At 27.6% G+C, this 18,548-nt stretch carries 15 protein-coding genes; 11 read left to right on the top strand and 4 right to left on the bottom strand.

All coding sequences use genetic code 4. The features are described 5' to 3' along the window. The 6 genes from CJJ23_RS05040 to CJJ23_RS02460 all read left to right on the top strand — a co-directional run. A partial coding sequence (locus CJJ23_RS05040; RefSeq protein WP_180738011.1) for a hypothetical protein occupies positions 1-447 on the top strand: 447 nt, incomplete at its 5' end. Positions 448-792: 345 nt separating this feature from the next. Next, on the top strand, positions 793-1,893 hold the full coding sequence (gene rpsB / locus CJJ23_RS02480; RefSeq protein ID WP_095334796.1) for a 30S ribosomal protein S2: 1,101 nt from the start codon (positions 793-795) through the stop codon (positions 1,891-1,893). A 2-nt stretch (positions 1,894-1,895) separates the two neighbouring features. Beyond that, positions 1,896-2,780 carry a translation elongation factor Ts gene (tsf, locus tag CJJ23_RS02475; RefSeq protein ID WP_095334795.1) on the top strand — a complete coding sequence of 295 codons (885 nt, stop codon included), beginning with the start codon at positions 1,896-1,898 and terminating at the stop codon, positions 2,778-2,780. A gap of 171 nt (positions 2,781-2,951) precedes the next feature. Further along, positions 2,952-3,386, top strand: a complete 435-nt coding sequence (locus tag CJJ23_RS02470; RefSeq protein WP_095334794.1) for a hypothetical protein — start codon at positions 2,952-2,954, stop codon at positions 3,384-3,386. A 92-nt stretch (positions 3,387-3,478) separates the two neighbouring features. After that, positions 3,479-4,114: an NAD(P)H-dependent oxidoreductase gene (locus CJJ23_RS02465; RefSeq protein WP_095334793.1), complete on the top strand. Its 636-nt coding sequence runs from the start codon at positions 3,479-3,481 to the stop codon at positions 4,112-4,114. Then, positions 4,114-4,602: a Sua5/YciO/YrdC/YwlC family protein gene (locus CJJ23_RS02460; RefSeq protein WP_095334792.1), complete on the top strand. Its 489-nt coding sequence runs from the start codon at positions 4,114-4,116 to the stop codon at positions 4,600-4,602. Before CJJ23_RS02465 ends, CJJ23_RS02460 begins: the two co-directional genes overlap by 1 nt. A 4-nt stretch (positions 4,603-4,606) precedes the next feature. On the opposite strand, the gene CJJ23_RS02455 is transcribed toward CJJ23_RS02460, so the two are convergent. The 4 genes from CJJ23_RS02455 to yihA form a co-directional block, all read right to left on the bottom strand. After that, on the bottom strand, positions 4,607-6,451 hold the full coding sequence (locus CJJ23_RS02455; RefSeq protein ID WP_095334791.1) for a hypothetical protein: 1,845 nt from the start codon (positions 6,449-6,451) through the stop codon (positions 4,607-4,609). A 133-nt stretch (positions 6,452-6,584) separates the two neighbouring features. Next, on the bottom strand, positions 6,585-8,282 hold the full coding sequence (locus CJJ23_RS02450; protein WP_095334790.1) for an FKBP-type peptidyl-prolyl cis-trans isomerase: 1,698 nt from the start codon (positions 8,280-8,282) through the stop codon (positions 6,585-6,587). A 117-nt stretch (positions 8,283-8,399) separates the two neighbouring features. After that, entirely contained in the window at positions 8,400-9,590 is a 1,191-nt protein-coding gene (gene tuf, locus CJJ23_RS02445) for an elongation factor Tu (RefSeq protein WP_084231818.1), read from the bottom strand. Positions 9,591-9,805: 215 nt separating this feature from the next. Beyond that, a complete protein-coding gene (yihA, locus tag CJJ23_RS02440; RefSeq protein WP_095334789.1) occupies positions 9,806-10,369 on the bottom strand; it encodes a ribosome biogenesis GTP-binding protein YihA/YsxC in 564 nt (187 codons plus the stop codon). Between the two features lie 344 nt (positions 10,370-10,713). On the opposite strand from yihA, the gene CJJ23_RS02435 reads away from it, so the two are divergent. The 5 genes from CJJ23_RS02435 to CJJ23_RS05035 form a co-directional block, all read left to right on the top strand. Further along, positions 10,714-13,167, top strand: a complete 2,454-nt coding sequence (locus CJJ23_RS02435; protein WP_095334788.1) for a hypothetical protein — start codon at positions 10,714-10,716, stop codon at positions 13,165-13,167. A gap of 29 nt (positions 13,168-13,196) precedes the next feature. Beyond that, the gene (locus tag CJJ23_RS02430; protein WP_143823615.1) at positions 13,197-14,840 is read left to right on the top strand and encodes a hypothetical protein; all 1,644 of its coding nucleotides are present in this window, start codon (positions 13,197-13,199) and stop codon (positions 14,838-14,840) included. A gap of 180 nt (positions 14,841-15,020) precedes the next feature. After that, a complete protein-coding gene (locus tag CJJ23_RS02425) occupies positions 15,021-16,799 on the top strand; it encodes a hypothetical protein (RefSeq protein WP_095334786.1) in 1,779 nt (592 codons plus the stop codon). Positions 16,800-17,023: 224 nt separating this feature from the next. Then, a complete protein-coding gene (locus CJJ23_RS02420; RefSeq protein ID WP_095334785.1) occupies positions 17,024-17,929 on the top strand; it encodes a hypothetical protein in 906 nt (301 codons plus the stop codon). A 208-nt stretch (positions 17,930-18,137) separates the two neighbouring features. Then, positions 18,138-18,548 (top strand): hypothetical protein (locus CJJ23_RS05035; protein WP_180738010.1); only part of this gene is annotated, 411 nt, incomplete at its 3' end.

Raw genomic sequence — 18,548 nt, 5'->3', positions numbered from 1 at the left:
GCAGATAGCATTATTAAATCTCTTGGATCGCAGATTAATAAGATAAATGTTCAAAATGTAGCGATCAACTCTAAAGTAGAAACATTAGCAACTAAAGTTGAAAATATTGAAATCAAATTTGATAATCTTGAAACTAAAGTAGATAATCTTGAAACTAAAGTAGATAATCTTGAAGTTCAGGTTAATGAAGTTAAAGAACAAAATAAAGACCTTTATTCTAAAGTTGAAAATCTTGAAATAGAAGTAGGGGAATTAAAAAACCAAAACAAGACAATTGTTAAGCAAAATGATCAATTAAAGGCACAAAATGAAGCAATTGTTAAGCAAAATGATCAATTAAAGGCACAAAATGAAGCAATTGTTAAGCAAAATGACGAATTAAAAGAACAAAATGAAGCAATTGTTGAACATTTAAAAGAAATTTTAGAACTAATCAAGAAAAAATAAATGTTGATATTTGAGTCTCAAAGACTCAAATATTTTATTGTGCAAAAATATATTTTTTATCAAGTAATTTCTATTTTAAATTCCTTAATAAAATCAGATCTACTTGCTTTTAGCAAGCAGATTTTTTTAAAAATCTTTCAATTTTTAAAAATTTTTTTTGATATACTAAAAAGGCTTTTATTAATCTTTTTAAAAATCAAAATCAAGAAGATATTTAATTAAATTTAATTAAATAAAAAGCACATTTAGGAATTTTTTAGGGTGTGCTATCAGCATCAATGATAGTGCTTAAATTTTGAACTAAATGGAAGAATTAAACAAACTACAACTATTTTAAGGATCTTAATGGAAAATAAAAATCTAAACATTGAAGCTGATAATTTAGTTTCAAATGAAATCGATGGTGAAAAAATTGTTCCTAACAATTTAGTACTTTCTGCAGGAATTTACTTTGGTCACCGTACACAAAATTGAAACCCAAAAATGAGTAAATTTATTCACTCAAAAAGAAAAGGGATTCATATCATTGATGTTTCAAAATCAATGAAAGCTCTTGAATTAACTTATAAAATAATTCAAAACGCAGCCGCTAAAGGGGCTACCTTTGTTTTTGTTGGTACAAAAAAACACGCTAAAGAAATTATTAAAGAAGAAGCAATGCGCTCAAATTCTTTCTTTGTTTCAGAGCGTTGATTAGGTGGAACTTTAACTAATGCTAAAACTATCTTTAGCCAAATTAAAGAATTAGAAAGATTAGAAAACTTAAAAGCTCGTGACTATGATTCTTACACTAAAAAAGAAGCATTAGAGCTTGAAAAGAAATTACAAAAACTACAACGTAACTTTGAAGGTATTCGTGAAATGCGTCGCCAACCAAACTTTATGATTGTAGTTGATCCTGAACACGATAAAATTGCTGTTACAGAAGCACGCCGTAAAGGTGTAAAAATTATTGGTGTTGTCGATACTGATGGTAATCCTGATGATGTTGATTTAGCTATCCCTGCTAATGATGATTCAGTAAAATCAATTCGTTTGATTTTAACAGTTTTAGCAGATGCAATCGTAACTGCTAAAGGTGGAGTTGCTAAATTAGCTTACAAAAACGATGTTAACTTTGATTTAGGTGGAACACCTTCACGCCGTGAAATTGATTTTAATCCAAATCAGCAAAGACGTTTCTTTGAAGACAGAAGATTCACAAACTTTGAAGATAAACCTGAAAGAAAATACCACCGTGATTCAAATTCAGCTAATCGCCCTGAAAAACGTGACCATAAACCAGCAACTTTAACTGAGAAAAATAAACGTGTTACCTCATCTACAAATGATGAAAAACCTGCAACACGTAGAAGAACAACAAGTGATTCAAATACTCACAGTCAAAATGCTAAAGCAAAACCAAGAACAAGTGCCCCTAAAAAAGCACCTGCAAAGAAAGATTAATAATGGATGCATCTCAAAAAGCACAACTAGTTAAAGAACTTCGTGAAAGAACAGGTTCAGGATTTCTAGATGTTAAAAAAGCACTAGAAGCAACTAACTATGACATTGAAAAAGCAATTGAATTTTTAAAAGATTCAGGTAAAGCAAAAGCCGCTAAAAAAGCAGGTCGTATTGCTGCTGAAGGTTTAGTTTCAGTTGTTAAAAATGACAAAAAAGTAGTTATTTTTGAAGTTAATTCAGAAACAGACTTTGTTGCTACAAACAAACAATTTATTGACTTAGTAAAAAATATTGGTCAAGCACTATTAGCAAGTGATTTCACTAATTTAGAATCTGCTTTAGCAGTTAAAATTGATGCAAACACAACAATTTTACAAGCAACAGAAAATGCTACAGCAACAATTGGTGAAAAAATTTCACTTCGCCGTGCTGAATTTGTTAATTTAGAAGCAAATCAAGTTGCAGGGATTTATACTCATGCAAACGGAAGAGTTTCTTCACTATTATTAGCAGAAGGTACAAACGAAACTAACGCTCGTAACGTAGCAATGCATATTGCTGCTATGAACCCTGAGTTTTTAAGTAAAAACGAAGTACCTGCAAATCGTATTGAAAAATTAACTGCTGAATTTAAAGAATCACCTTCATTAAAAGGTAAACCAGAAAAAATTCAAGAAAATATTTTAAATGGGATGTTAAATAAAGCACTTGCTGAATTTACATTATTAAACCAACCATTTGTTATGGATCAAGGTTTTTCTGTTGAAAAATATTTAACTGATAGTTCACTAAAAGCTTTAAAAATGAAACGTTTTGAAGTTGGTGAAGGGATTGAAAAAGAAGTTGTTGATTTTGCTGCTGAAGTTGCAGCACAAATGAAAAAATAATTTTCTTTTCTTAATTAAATAATTAAAAGGCACTTTTTAAAAGTCGCCTTTTTTAATTTTTAAAATCCAAAAAATTATTTTATTTCACAAAAACAAGTCAAGAGTGATTTTTTTGCAAAGTCCATCTTTTATTTAATATAATTTATAAGCAAAAGAAGAGAGATTATAAATATGAGTATAAAAGGAATTATCGCTTGAGCAGCATCTATAACTTTATTAGCAGTTGCAGGAGCAAGTGCTTTAGGAGTTGTTGTTACTGTTCAAAAAGTTAATGCTGATAACGAGTCTAATTTAATAAATAATAAATCTGCTAATAGTGTTTTAGTAGATGTTTTAACTGATTTAAGAAATCATAATTTTGATAAAAAACAAAAAGCAAGTGAATTATTTAAAGGTTCAATCAGTGATTCAGTTGCCTTAACACCTTTAGAATTAAATAGTTATGGATTAGGTAAATATAATAATAAAATCGGTAGCTGAAAAGTTAGTCTATATATAATTGCCTACACCGATACAAGCGTAACTTTTAAAATAGAAGTTGGCGAAAATAATAGTGTTACAAGTAGTGATAAAGTTGTGATCAGTGGTTTTAATCAGACAACTTAATACTATTTTTTACTTTTTTAAAACGCAAAAAATTTGCGTTTTTTTATTTACATTTTATTTGATATGTTCCAAATAAAATGTAAAATTTTAATATGAATGAAAAGATACTATTAATCAAAACAACTCCTAATCCAAGTAATAATGCAATTGGTAAATACTTACTTGATGTAAGTAAAGAAATGTATACTAAGTATAATGAGAAGGCAGAATTTGAATATATAAATTTAAATAAAGATAATGACTTAATGCAAATTCTAACTGAAAATAATTTCTCTACTTTTTATAGTGATGGTGTTTCTCGAAGATGAATTGAAAAAATTCAAGACGTTGATAAAATTATTATTAGTGCTCCTGTTATGCATATTTTTCCGGGAAACGTTTTAGCTAATTTTTTAATGAGAATTACTTTAACAGGTGTAACTTTTAAACATCATATTGATAAGGCAAATAATAAGGTTGTAATTGAAGGATTATTTTCTGATAAGAAAATTTTATTCTTAATTACAAAGGGTGCTTATTCATCTGAAGAAGTAAATAACGACTTAATTAAAAGAGTTCAAGAACCACTTGAATTTATTGGCTTTAATTTTGATTCATTAATTTTTGATGGGGTAAATGCTAAAGGTAAATTTAGAGAAACACCTGAAGTAAGAATTGCTGAATTTGTTGATCAACTTGAAGAAAAAATATTTGAACTATCTAAACCATTAGAATTAGAATCAGAATAATGATTGAAACAGAACCGAGATTAGTGACTGAAAATGAGATAGTTGCTTTTTCAACTGATACAGTAAATGGAATTGCAATTAGTGCTAAAAATCGCTTAAATGAAATTCATTTATCTAGACTTAAAAAAAGAGATTTAAATAAAAAAATAATTATTTTAGTTAGTTCAATTGAGCAAGCAAAACAATTTCCAGAATGAGACGAAAATGCCGAGAAACAAGCAAAAATCAACTGGCCTGGAAGTGTTTCTTTGATTGTAAATAATCAAGGATTTAGAATGCCTAAACAAAAAAAATTACTAAAATTTTTAGAACTTAATGGACCTTTTTTTGCAACTAGTGCAAACATTTCTGATGAGCCTATAATTGAAAATTTAGAAGATATAAAAAAAGTTTTTCCAAAAATTAAAAGTGTTTTTAATTTTGGAAAAACCAGTAATCATCCATCAAAAATAATTGATGTAAATAGTAATAAAATTTTAAGAGATTAAATTATTAAGGTTTTAAATTAATAATATTAAAGTCAAAAGTTATTGATGTATTATTATTATCACCTTTATATTTTAATGTAATTGTAACAGTTAGTGCATTAGGAATTGTTTTAGATTCGCCTTTTGAATTAATTTGAAAATCAACTAATTTTTCTTTTCAAATTCTGTCAAAGAAAAGTTTTAAAGTTGAAAAAGTTTGTAGTCGTTGATCAAATTTGTTGAAGTTTTCTTCAAGCAATTCTTGTTTACTAAATTGAGCAGCTGTAATAGTCATATTTTGTAATTCATCTTTTAATTTATTAAGCATATCTAAAACAGTTTCTGTTTTTAAAGATGAAAGCATAATAAATGAATCTTTTGACATATTACCTGATGTAAAAGTTATATTTAATTTTAATTGTCGATTATCATCACTAACGGATGTTAGTGATTTTATTTCATAATCAATATTTAAATCTGCTAATGTTTCTAAATAAGTTTTTACAGTTGGCATTTTTAAAACAGTTGATTTTAAATTTTCAAGACTTAATTGTAATAAATCATTTTTATTATAAGCACTTGCATTAACTGTTAGTTGTTCACCTTGAGCAACGTTATCGTAAAACTTACTTAATAGACTATTATTTAATTCTTCATCAGTATAAAAATTATCAATTACAATTGCTTTTGAAAGTGCTTTAGATGCATTTTCTTTGTAAATAGTTAAGTTCAAAATAATTTGATTATTACTTTCACCTTGTGCTAAATTAAATGTAACTTTAATATCATTTTTAATCCTGTCTTGTAGGGTTGCTTTACCTAAAACTTTGTTTAAATTATTCTGACTAATAGTAGTTAAAAATGTATAAAGATCATCTAAAGTTTTAACACCCGCTTTTAAAATTTCGGCAGTAGTAAATTTCTTTTCTAAATTACGGTTATAACTTAAAACCAAACTACTTAAATTATTAATAACTCTACTTAAATCTTTATCAGCTTCAACTTGTAATTGATTGGTATTATTTTGATTAAGATTTGTACTATCAGTAACCATAAAACCTTTAATAGTTAGGCTCAAATTTGTTTTATTGTTTTGATTATTTTTTTCTCTAATTTGAATAACTAAATCAACATCGTTTTGTCTTGAACGAGTAGTTATATTTAATAATTCAAAATTATTAAGTTGACTTCCTAATAAATTATAAGAATTATCATCAACAATTACTTGTCCAATATAGTTTCATTTTTGAAGAACTGTTAGTTGATTTTCTAAATTAAGCACAAAATCAACTGCAGTTAATTTAGCCGTTTTACTGGTATCATAAGTAAAATTAAGCATCTTAACCACTTCTTTTATTTGATCAAAAATTTGTTGGTTGTCTTGATTACCTTGACCAGGATTAATAACTTTTTCTTCATTAGTAAAATTACTTAAAGCAAACGAAATAGTTTTTTGAACACCATTTAAACTAATGACAGTTGAAATATTTAATTTATTTTTATCATCAGCGAATTCAATAATTGTTGGGGTTGCAGAAATTTTATCATCGCTTGAAATAGCAGCTAATTTTTGCTTAAAAACTAGCTCGCTATTATCATCTAAAAATTTGATAATTTTATTATAAAAAACAGCTAATGAATAATTTGCCGAATCAATAATTTCCTTTTTAAAATCACTAACTTTAAGATTTTCCCTAACATCAAAATTTACATTATTTAATGATTCATTTAGAACATTTAATGTAATCTGTGTACCATTATCTAATTCACCAACTTCTGGCGTAATTATTGAACTACAAGAAATTGCTACTGCACTTGCTGTTATTGCGATTAGAGGTGTAGTTCCAAGTATTATTTTTCTAAATTTCATATTTATATCACCTTATTTTACATATCAATTTATAGCACTTTATTTTGAAAAAACCGATTTTTAAAATTTTTTTGGTTTTTTTGAAAACAATTTAAAAACTGTTGTTACACATGAAAACAACAGTCTAGATTTTTTATAAAGTATTTAAAAAATCACTATAAATTTTAAATTCAGCTTCAGAATTTTGTTTTTTGGCAAAAAATTCAGCTAATTTTTGATCCTGATATATTGCATTTAAAGTTTGAACATTAATTTTATTTCTAACATCTAATTCAGATCAATTATTAAGAATTGCTAATTGTTTAATCAAATAGTTTTTATTTTCTTCTGATAAAGTAAAATTAATTATATTTTTTTGCTTTAAAAATGAACTAATTAAAGACTTTTTGTAATCATAAAGTAGTTGCTGTAAAGCAATATTTCTATATTGTTCAACACTGGCAAAACCTTGAGCAATAACAAATTGTTCTAAAGTCATACGATTTTGAGTTGCAACAGATGTCATCTGTGAAATTTCTCTATTTACTATTCGATGAACTTCAGAAGTAGCAACTTTTAAATTGTTTTTCTTTAAAAATGCTTCAATTGAATCTGCAATATAATTGTCTAAATTATTAGTGTAAGTAGTTATTGTTAAATGCTTTTTGACAATTTCATCTGTATATTCTGCTTTTTTGTTAGTAATTACTTTGTGTAAAGTAATTGTAAAAACTGTTTCTTTTCCTTTTAAATTTTCAGCTTGATAATCTGCAGGAAAAGTAACTTTAATGTCAAAAGTTTCACCTTTTTTGCGACCAATAATTTGCTCTTCAAAACCCGGAATAAGTTTTCCTGATCCAATTATTATAGTCTGATTGGTTGCAGTTCCACCATTAAAAGCAACACCATCTAACTTTCCTAAAAAATCTATAATTACTGTATCTCCATTTTTAACTGCTTCATCTGTTTCGTTACTTAAAATATAAGTATCTTTATTTTTAGTCTTTTCAGTAGCTACTTGTTCATCAGTAATTTTTACTTCAGGAAATTTTAATTCACCTAAATTTTCGAACATATCTTCAGTTAAATTTGTTTTAAGTCCGTATAAAAATCCTATTTTTAATTCTTCTTTTTTTATCGAAGGAAAATAACTAAAAGCAACATTATTTACAAAATCTGCTGGATTTTCTTTAGATAATAGTGCATTAATTTCAGGAGCAATTTTTTTATTAATTGATTCAAGTAATTGATCAGTTCATTCACTTTCTTGCTTGCTAGTTCAATCATCTTCTTTATAAGAAACTGTAATTCTTATATCATTAGAATGCTCTAATTTTTCTTTTGAAATAGTTGATTTAGTTAAAATTGCTTTATTTTTTACATCACCAGTTTTAGTTTCGGGATTACCTTTTGATGGGTCAGAACCGTTTTCTTGGGCAGGTTTTTGCTCTAAATCAACAACTTTAATTGTTGCTGTTTGACTGTCTTCTCCTTTATTAATATTTAAATAAACTACTAAAGTTCGATTCGTAGTATCTGCACTTGCTAAAGTAACTTTAGAAATTTTGTAACCATCTTTTAGTTCATCTTCAAAAGATCTTTTATTAGATTCATCTAATAAATTTAAAAATGAAGTTTCTATATCTGCATTCAAATTTTGTAGTGTTTCTTTTAATTTATCTAAATCTTTATTCGAATCATTAGACCTTACTTCTTTAGGCAATTTATCTACAATTGTCTTAGCATTTACACCTGGTTCAGGATTATTTGGTTGAGCACATGCAATTGCTGTTGCTGTTCCTATTAATAAAACAGGCACCGATAACATTCATAATAATTTAGATTTTTTCATAACTAAATAACTATAACAAAAGATAGTTAATAACTTTTTTATTAAAAAATTTTTTATTTTTTTGAAGAAAAATAAAAAAATGCACTTTAAAATGCATTTTTGAATTGTTAACTAGGATTAGTTTAAGATTTTTGTAACTGAACCAGCACCAACAGTTCTTCCACCTTCACGTAGAGAGAACTTTGTACCTTCTTCAACAGCGATTGGAGAGATTAAGTTAACAATTAAGTCAACGTTATCCCCTGGCATAACCATTTCACGCCCGTCTTTGAATTCAATTCCACCAGTAACGTCTGTTGTACGGAAGTAGAATTGTGGTTTGTAGTTTGAGAAGAATGGAGTATGTCTTCCACCTTCTTCTTTTTTAAGTGCATAAACTGCAGCTTCAAAACGTGTATGAGGAATAATTGTTCCTGGTTTTGCTAATACTTGACCACGTTCAACTTCACTTCTTTCAACACCACGTAGTAATAACCCAGCGTTGTCACCAGCCATAGCTGATTTTAGTAATTTACGGAACATTTCAATTCCAGTAACAACTGTTTTCTTAGGTTTTTTAGTAAATCCAACGATTTCAACTTCGTCGTTAAGGTTTAATGTCCCTCTTTCAACTTTACCTGTAGCAACAGTTCCACGCCCTGTAATTGTGAAAACGTCTTCAACAGCCATTAAGAATGGTTTTTCAAAATCTTTAATAGGTTCTTGAATTCATTCATCAACTGCATTCATTAATTCACTAATGTTTGCTTCGTATTTTGCATCACCTTCAAGTGCTTTTAATGCTGAACCACGAATAACTGGAGTATTATCTCCATCAAATTCGTATTGTGATAGTAATGAACGAATTTCTAGTTCAACTAGTTCGATCATTTCTTCTTCGCCTTCAAGCATATCAACTTTGTTAAGGAAAACAACTAAACGTGGAACACCAACTTGTTTTGATAATAAGATGTGTTCACGAGTTTGAGGCATAGGACCATCTGTTGCAGAAACAACTAAGATACCCCCATCCATTTGAGCAGCTCCTGTGATCATGTTTTTAACATAATCGGCGTGCCCTGGACAGTCAACGTGTGCATAGTGACGTTTTTCTGTTTCATATTCGATGTGAGCTGTGTTAATTGTAATTCCACGTGCTCTTTCTTCAGGAGCAGCATCGATTGAAGCATAGTCACGTTTTTCTGCTAATCCTTGTTTTGATAATACAGTTGCAATTGCAGCTGTTAAAGTAGTTTTACCGTGGTCAACGTGTCCGATTGTTCCGATGTTGACGTGAGGTTTTGAACGGTTAAATTCTTCTTTTGCCATTTTTAAATCCTTTCAAATTTAATGTATATATTGTTTTAGCGCTAAAACCACCATGATTGTCTAGTCTTTCACCTAGAACCTGTCCTTATTTAGCCTTTTTTAGTTTTAAAATTACTGTATGTAAATTAAAAACAGCCTTTTTATTTTAATATAAAAAACTTAAAATAAGTATAAAAATTTTCAGCTGTTTTTGAGTAATTTTTTAACACTTTTTTCTAACTTTTAAAGACTGCTAGAAGTCTTTGCTGCAAGTTATTGATATTAGTTTTTTTAGTTGAAGAAACAAAAAAAACTTCATTTTCGAGTTGCTTTGTTAATAAATTTTGTTTTAATTGGTGTTTTTCACTTTGATTTAGCTTATCTAACTTAGTAGCAACTAGGATTAAATGTTTATTCTCTTGCTTAGCTCATTCTAAGATTTTTTCTTCATAATCACCTAGACCACGCCTTGCATCAAATAATAAGACAACTGTTTTTAAGTTGCTTGATTGATGAAGAAATTCATCAATCATTTCCAGCATAAGTTGTTGATCTTTTTTAGACATTAAAGCATAGCCATAACCAGGTAAGTCAACATAATAATTATTATTTTCATCAATAAAATAATTTATTAAACGAGTTCTTCCGGGGGTATTACTTGTTCGAGCAATTGTAGTTTTTGCTAGCGCATTTATTAAGGAACTTTTACCAACATTTGAGCGACCAATAAAAGCAACTAGAGCTTTAGGGCTAGTTAATCAATTGGATTTATCAGAAGCACTTTGGACAAACTTTCACATATATAAGATGAATTTTAACCTATTAAAGTAGTTCTGAAACTATTTTTTTAAAGGGTTTTAAAAAAATAATATATTTATACTTTTTTTAAGTTATTTATACACTCTTGTTACAATTTAAAAGACAAAAGTGTCATAAAATTATTCTTAATTTTATCTAGTAGTTTTAGCCTTAAATTACTTAAATTTAGTCAATTTAACTTTGCAAATTGACTTAGATTTATAAACTTAGTAGCACCAATTTTATAAAATTGCTAAAAAAGTTAAGTTTTTTAGAAAAAAAAGTAAATAAAAATTTTTGTGGTAAATTTTACTAGTACTTATTCAGACATTCGTAAGGGGATATTATGAAAAAGAAAATTTTAATTATAGCGACTACTGTAGCCGCTACTTTAGCAGTTGGTGCAGGGGCGGCAACTGCAGCAGTAGTTACTTTAAATAGACAAGAACAAAAGCAAATTTCAAATCCAATTTTAATAGGTGGTAGTAACCAACCAGCTAACCCAATTAAGCCGATTGAAAAACCTGCTGAAGGTCTTATTCTTATTGATAAAAGTGGTCAAGCACAAAGCGAAGTTTCATCTTCGGATTTTTTAAATACTTATAAGAGTAATTTAGAAGCACAAGACTTTAAGTTTCAAAATAGTTCATTTACAATTAATGAATTTATTTCTTATTTAGAAAAAGTTAGCCTTTCAAATTCAAAAATTAATCTAATTAAATCATTTAATACTGAATTTAATGAGTATTTAAATAGTCAAAGCGCTGAAATTGAATTTGAAATTTTATCACTAGAAAAAATAGAAAAAAATCAGTTAAAAATTAATCTAGAACTAATTCTTAATAACGAAAAAGTATCTAGTCATATTTTATTAAGTGGTTTCCATGTTAATGAAAATGTTGAAGTAACTGATAATGGAAATAGTGAAAATAGTGGTGAAACTGAATCAGGAATTGTTTTTGAAAAAGAAATTGATCCTGAAGAAAGTAAACAAGCAGAAGTTATTAATAAAACTAATGAACTATTTTCTGAATTAAATACTCTTTATGCAAACAAACTAATTTCATTAGCCGATAAAAATAAAGGTGCACCTGAAATTTATGAGCAATTTAATCGTTTAAGCAATATTTCTGAAAAAATTTCCTTACTAAATACTTTCTTTTCATTTGCTAAATTAGATGCTTCAATAGTTAAAACTTTTGAAGTATTTCCACCCGAAAAATTCTCACGTTCTTTAGGTTTTGAATTATTTCTTTCTCAAAATGATCAAGTTACTGTCTTAAAATTTGCCTTTACAGATTTAGTTAGTTTAGCTGATGAATTTGAAAACAACTGAAAAGAATTTCACGACTATTTTGCCTTAAATCATTTACAAACAGATGGTTCAACAACTGCTTACTTATTTAATGAAAAAGTTAAAAATATGGATACTAGTGCTTTCTTAAATGAAGTTTCAAAAATCCAAACTGTATCTGAAATTAACCAAGCAATTCTTGAAAAAATTAATCATGTTTTTGATTCAAAATATGAAAGTAAAAAAATACTTTCTTGAGAATATCAATATCCTGAAAACAATTTAGCACCAGGAAGTTTCTTAATCAATTTAACAGTTGAATTTAATGAAATTAACTATCAAGTTTCAGTTGTAGTTGATGGATTTTTAACTGATGCTGACTATCAAGTTAAAGTTTCACGAGACAAACAAAAAGCTCTTGAGGAAGAAAATCAAAAAGTTCAAGATAGTGCAAAAACAAAATTAGAACAAGATAAAAAAGATTTTGAAGATGCAAAAGTTTTATTAAAATCAAACCTTGTTTTTAAAACAACTTCTGATTCACAAACTTATTATAAAAAATTAAGTGCTTTAAAGCCCCAACAAGTTATTAATGAAATTGCAAATCAAGTTCAAAATGAAAAAGTTAAAGAAAACTTACAAAAAGCAACAGTAACTTATGCAGTTGTTAAATTTAATATTACTGCTAAAACTGAAGCAGAAATAGTTACTGTTAAAGTGTCATTAAAATATGGAGAAAATGTTTTAGAAACAACTTTAAAATTACAAACTAATTTAAAAGTTGAAGATGCTTCAGGGGTTACTTTTACGCTTGATAATGCAAACGCAGAATTCTTATTAGATATGGCTTATCAAAATCGTTTTTCAGCAAACAACTTTAAAAAATATCTTAATGATTTAAATAATGTTGCCCCAACTTGATGAACTAAATTTAACCAAGCTGATTTTAAGGAAATCAAATTATTGCCATTAACTCATACAACAAAAGATACTTTGGTTTTAAGAGTAAAACTAAAAAATGGAACTAGTTTTGATGTCAATATTAAAGCAGGAATTGCTTCAGAAAATAGCCTTGTACAATTTCAAGCATTGATATCTTTATACTACAAAATCATTACTGCATTAGAAAGTAATTGAGTAGCAGCATATCCTAACACACAAGCTTTAAATAGCTGACAACCATTAAGAAAAATTAATAATAAAGATGTAAATGAAATGCAAAAACGTTTATTCTTTTTCAAGAATAAATTATCTAAAAAAGAATTAAATGGTGACACTGTACAAAGTCTATTTATGAGTAAATTTGTTGATAATGTAATCTTTTATTCTGCAGGTCAATTTGAGCAACATGAACGTATTAATATTGCTTTAATGCTTTATCGAATTGATGAAAAAGGTAATAAAAAAGAGTGAAAATATATTGCCCGAAAATTATATTCAGCAAAACCAAATTTCAATGTTGGACCATTTGAATATATGCTTAGATTAGGATTAGTAAGACAATAAAAAAGTCTTTTTCAGTAAGGAGATAGATGATGAAAAAATCTTTAAAAATTTTGTCAATTAGTGCTGCATCTTTAGCATTAACAGGAGCCGTTGGAATAGGTTCTTATTTTGCTATTTCTGCTAAAAATCATGAAGCAGAAATTAATCAAATTAATGCTTTAAATCAAGAAGCAAATTCAACAACACAAGCAGGTATATTAAATGATGTTGCTAAATTATTAGACAATCAAAAATTTAAATTTAATAATAATTTGGCTAATGTTGAATTAATTACTCAACAAGTTCTATCTCTATCAAATTCTCTTTCAAAAACAAGTTATATCATGTATCAAAATGACAAACTGATTGAGATCCTAAACAATTATCGTTCAATTACTTTTGAAGTCAAAAACGTCGATTCTACCGATAAAAACAACATGATTGTAAAACTTAATTTGAAATTAAATGAACAAATTAAGGAAGTAAATTTTACTTTATTTCATGAAGCAAAAAATAACCAAAATGGTGGAGAAGATAATGACCATAATTTAGATAAAAATTTATCTGTAAATCAGCAAGCACGCAAATTATTTGACACTTTAAAAAATAATTATGACAAAAAAGAATTTGCTGCAAAAGGCTTAACAGATAAAAATCCAAGTGACATTTATGCAATGGTTTTAACTGCTAAAAATTTAAAAGATAAATTAGATATTATTAAAAAGATGATTGATATAGATGAAAGAATTACACTAGATAATTTACAAAATATTAGCTTAGTAAAACCAAGCGAAAGAGACTCAACTTTAACGGTTGAAATTAACTTATCAAAAGCAGAAAGTTTTCAAGTTTTAAGAATTAAAATTACAGGTCTAAAAAGTTTATATTTAGAATTTTTTAATTACTGAAAAACATTTTCAAATTATTTAGAAGTTCATCCTTTAAGGGTTAAAAGTTCAAAAACAAGTGACAGTTTTTATAACAGAAGAGTTAAGGATAGTAAGGGTAATGTAAACTTTGAAAACTACTTTTCTTTAATCACTGAAGACATAATAGATGAACCTGAAAATCAACGTATTTATGAATACTTATTTTCACCATTACCAATTGAATATTCATCATTAATTAGAAATAAATTAAAATATACAATTGAACACGAAACTGGTTTAACTGATACTCATCAAGGGCGTTTTAAAATCATTGTTTCAGTTTGATATGCTAATGTAAATTACACAGCTTATGGCTATGTTGAAGGATTTATTTCACGCCGTGATTTTGAAAATGCAGAACGCATAAAACAAGAGCAAGACAAAGAAACAGTTGAACAAAAAATGAACAATTTAAAAACACTGGCATCAACTAAAAAATCTTTAGTTGAAAAAGAAAAATCTTTATATTCAGTTTGAAATGATTTAAGAAAATTACAAAATCATGTTCTCTTAAATAAGTTATATCCATTAATAACTGATGGAGATAAATTAAGAACTTTTGTTAATCAAGGTGTGCTTAATAAAGCAGTTTTAAAAACTGATTTTATTAGAAATTCTGCAGGTGTTTATGATGCTTCAAAAAGTGTTATAAATCTGGAATTAGAAGTTGCTTATGATGATCAAAAAATTAATATTTCACTAGCTTTTAACTCACAAAAAGTCTTTGCTTCAACTAGCGAACAACGAGCTTTTGAACAATCTTAAAACTTAATACTGATTGCAGTTTTATACTAAAAACTGCAATTTTTCTTAAAAAAATATCAAAAAAGTAATTTTTACACTTTTTGGACTTTACAATATATAATGTAAACGTAAAAAACGCCTTGTGCGTAGTCTATCTAGGTTTGGCAATTTGATCTAGTTAGACCATTTTTCGAGGAGAATATGAAAAAAAGAAATTTATTTATCGCCTCTGCGGCATTAGCAGTGGCTATTGTTGCTACTGGAACAGCAGTAACAACTGTTTTAGTTACTAGAGATAATCAAGTATCTTTAACTAATACACAAAGATTAATTAAAGAATTAGGTGAAAGAAAAGCAACACTTTCACTAACTTCTGATGAAATTACAACTTCTGCTTTAACAAATGAACAAGTAGTTGAAAATATCAAAACAATTTTAACAAACACTATTTTTGGTAAAACTTCAACAGAAATTAATTTAACTGAATTTGTTAATTCAGCAAAAACATCAACTAGTGAAACTAACTTAAATGTTTTATACCAATTAAGTACTTCTTTTGAAGCTTTTGCTAAATCAAATCCTAATGTGATTTGACAAGTGGGGGAAGTAAAATCATCTGCAGATAACGGTTTAGAAGTTACTTTAAGTGCTAAAGTTGCTGATTTAGAAGCAAGTGGAACTTTAAAAATTTCAGGAACAAGCACAACTGATATTAGAACTACAAACGAAGAAACCACTGCAAATAAAACTGACCAAGAAAAAGTTAGTGAGTATGCACTTAATTTATCAATTTCTACTTTTGAAGTTTCTGAAGATAAAACTTTAGCAACCTTGTTAACTGAAGTTAATGCAGCAGAAGGTGCTGCTAAATTAGAATTATTAAAATCAGCAAGTTCATTATTAACTTTTTATTTAAATGCTTTAACAGGTGTAGAAGTAACTGTTAGTCAAGCAACTTCACCAATTGAAAATCGTTTATCAGCAAGTGTTAGTTTAAAATTAAATGAAGCAACTGCTAACTCAACTATTAACTTAATTCCTAAAACCGCTGAAAAAACTGAAGCAGAAAAAGACGCTACAGTTTCAGATCGTGCAACAATTGATGCAATCACAAAAGCTTTAAATGCTCAAACATTTAAATCAGCAAAATCTGATATTAAATCAGGTTTAGTTTATGCAGATTACTTATTAAAATCACAAACTAATGAAGAAAAATTAAACCTAGTTAAAGAGTATGTAACTACTTTACCTAGTGAATTAAAAGCTGAAATGATTATTTCACTTGTAATTGCTCAGCCATCACAATTTAGTGATAAATTGACAGTGGAAATTGTTTTTGCAAAAGGTAATCAACTAGGGGTTAGTGCTTTTGTAATTGAAGGTTTTATTAACACTAAAGAACAATTTAACAGCTATTGAAAAAATGTTTCAGATACTTTCGATACAAATCCTTTAACTATTAAAGAACAAATTTCAGCTAAAAATTTTAGTGAAAAAATTAAAGATTTAGATACTGCAAATAAAATATATGAACTAGCAAAACTAGTAAATGGTGATGATGCTAATACTAAAAATTCTTTTGCAGAATTAGTTACACCAATTCCTACTCAATATGGTGCAATTAAAAATATTGACTTTGTTTATAATGAAGCAAGTGTTGAAAGTGAAGCAGGTTCATTTTCAATTACAATAACTACTAAATTTGATAATGTAGATCAATCAGCACAATTAAAAGTTACTGGCTTTTTAAGCGTTAATGCTGAAAACGATATTAATAAAGGTAATAACGGTGAAGGTGAAGCTAAATCCGATCAAGAGCAAGGTGCACTTGATAAAGAAGAATTAGAAAACTTATTAACTGTTAACATGTTTAACCTAAAAAGTGGTATTGGAATTTCAAAGCTGTTGATAGTTTTAAACAAATTGAATCAAAAAATATTTCTCAGACAGATAAAGTTAAAGAATATTTTGAAGTTTTAAAAACTTCAATTAATGCAAGTGAAGTTGTTAAATTATTAAGTAAAGACACAGTTAAAATTAAAAGTTTTAGTTTTAACAATGACTTAAAAGCAACTTCAAGTACAGAAATTTTATCAGTTTCTTTTGAAATTCAATTTGGTGAAGATCCTAATAATTCAGTTAATATCACCAACATTCCTTTAATTGGAATTAAGTCATTATCTGATTTTGAAGATGAAAACAATATGGTTGAAATTTTACTGCCTGATACAGCAGTTAAAAACTTTATTGAAACTGAAAGAGCAACAAACATTTGAAAATATTCATTAGATAAAACTAAAACACTTTTATCTAATTTAGAAAAAACAGATTTAGGTGCTTATCTATTTAACTTAAAATGAACCGATCTTTCAATTGAGCCTGCTGATGATCAAACTGAAGATACTTTAAAAGTTAGTGTCAAAGTAGTTAGTGGCACCGAAACTTATGAAGATGGCACAAGCAGTGATACTTATGCTTCATTATATTTCACTTTAAAATTTGGAACTTCTCTAGCAGCAAGTTATCCTAATGTAGCAATTACTAAATTTATTAGAGCAGTTGAATCACGCTTATTATTTATCAAAATTGCTGAATCAGGTTGAGCAAAATCAAAAGTTTCTTCTTCAACTGTAGCAGCACAATTAACTAATGCTGACTTAGCAATTGGACTATTTTATTCAAATGCTACTCCAGGAACTCAAGATACTGGTAAATTAATTAACTTATTCCAATGATATGACTTTATTAAAGCATCAGGAAGAGTTACAGGTGAAATCAATATTGATAAAAAAGAAATTTATAATTCATTATGAATTTTAGAAACACCTGCTTCAAAAAGAACTATCGGTGATAATGGTGCTTATAACTTATTCATGCGCGATGAAGTTGAAAGACTTTACATTTTCTCAGCTGAAAATGACCAATTCTTTGGTTATGCAGGTCTAGGTGCAGACATTGTTATGCTTGATAAACAAAATCGCCGTGTTCCTTATTCAGAAAAAGGACTTGGTAGAATTGTTAAGTACCAACACTATGACTGAATGGCTTGAACTTACCAATATCAATTCTATACAGATGATCTTTACTACGCTGGCGTAGTTTATTGATAATCATAAGTAAAACGCTTTTTTCCAAAAAAGGCGTTTTTATTTTTCCAAAAAGCCATAAAATAACTTTTTGGAAAAAGCAGTTTTTAAGCTAGCTATTAAATAAGTATATTTTTAAAAAATTTCCAAGAAATTATATTTTCCACAAAAAATAAATTATTTTAGTACCATTTCCACGAGAAAAAGTACATATTCTCGTAAGGAAATATTCATGAAAAAAACAACTTTAATTATTGGTTCAGCACTAATTTCTACTGCTTTAGTAGCAGGTGCAGCCGTGACTGCTGGTGTAGTTATCAGCAAACAACAAACATCAGTTGCTAGTAGTGATTCAAAAAGTTCATTATTAGCAAAATTTAAAGATATCAATGAAAATGGTGGTACATTAGTCATTGATAAAAATGAAGCATCTTCTTCAGGTGTTTTAACAAATGAAGAAATCATCAAATACCTTGCAAAAACTTTTGCAACAACAGTTTTTGCAAAAGGTCAAACTAATGCAGATTTTAAAAAAGTGGTAACTAGTTTAGAAACAGCAACGCAATCTGCTACTAAGTTAAATATTATTAAAGCTTTAAGTAGTAGTTTTACAACTTTTATTGATGGTTTCCCTTCACTAGAA

The organism is Mycoplasmopsis agassizii, assembly GCF_002276225.1.
GTDB classification, from domain to species: domain Bacteria; phylum Bacillota_I; class Bacilli_A; order Mycoplasmatales; family Metamycoplasmataceae; genus Mycoplasmopsis_B; species Mycoplasmopsis_B agassizii_A.
This window is presented reverse-complemented; position numbering and strand designations above follow the sequence as displayed.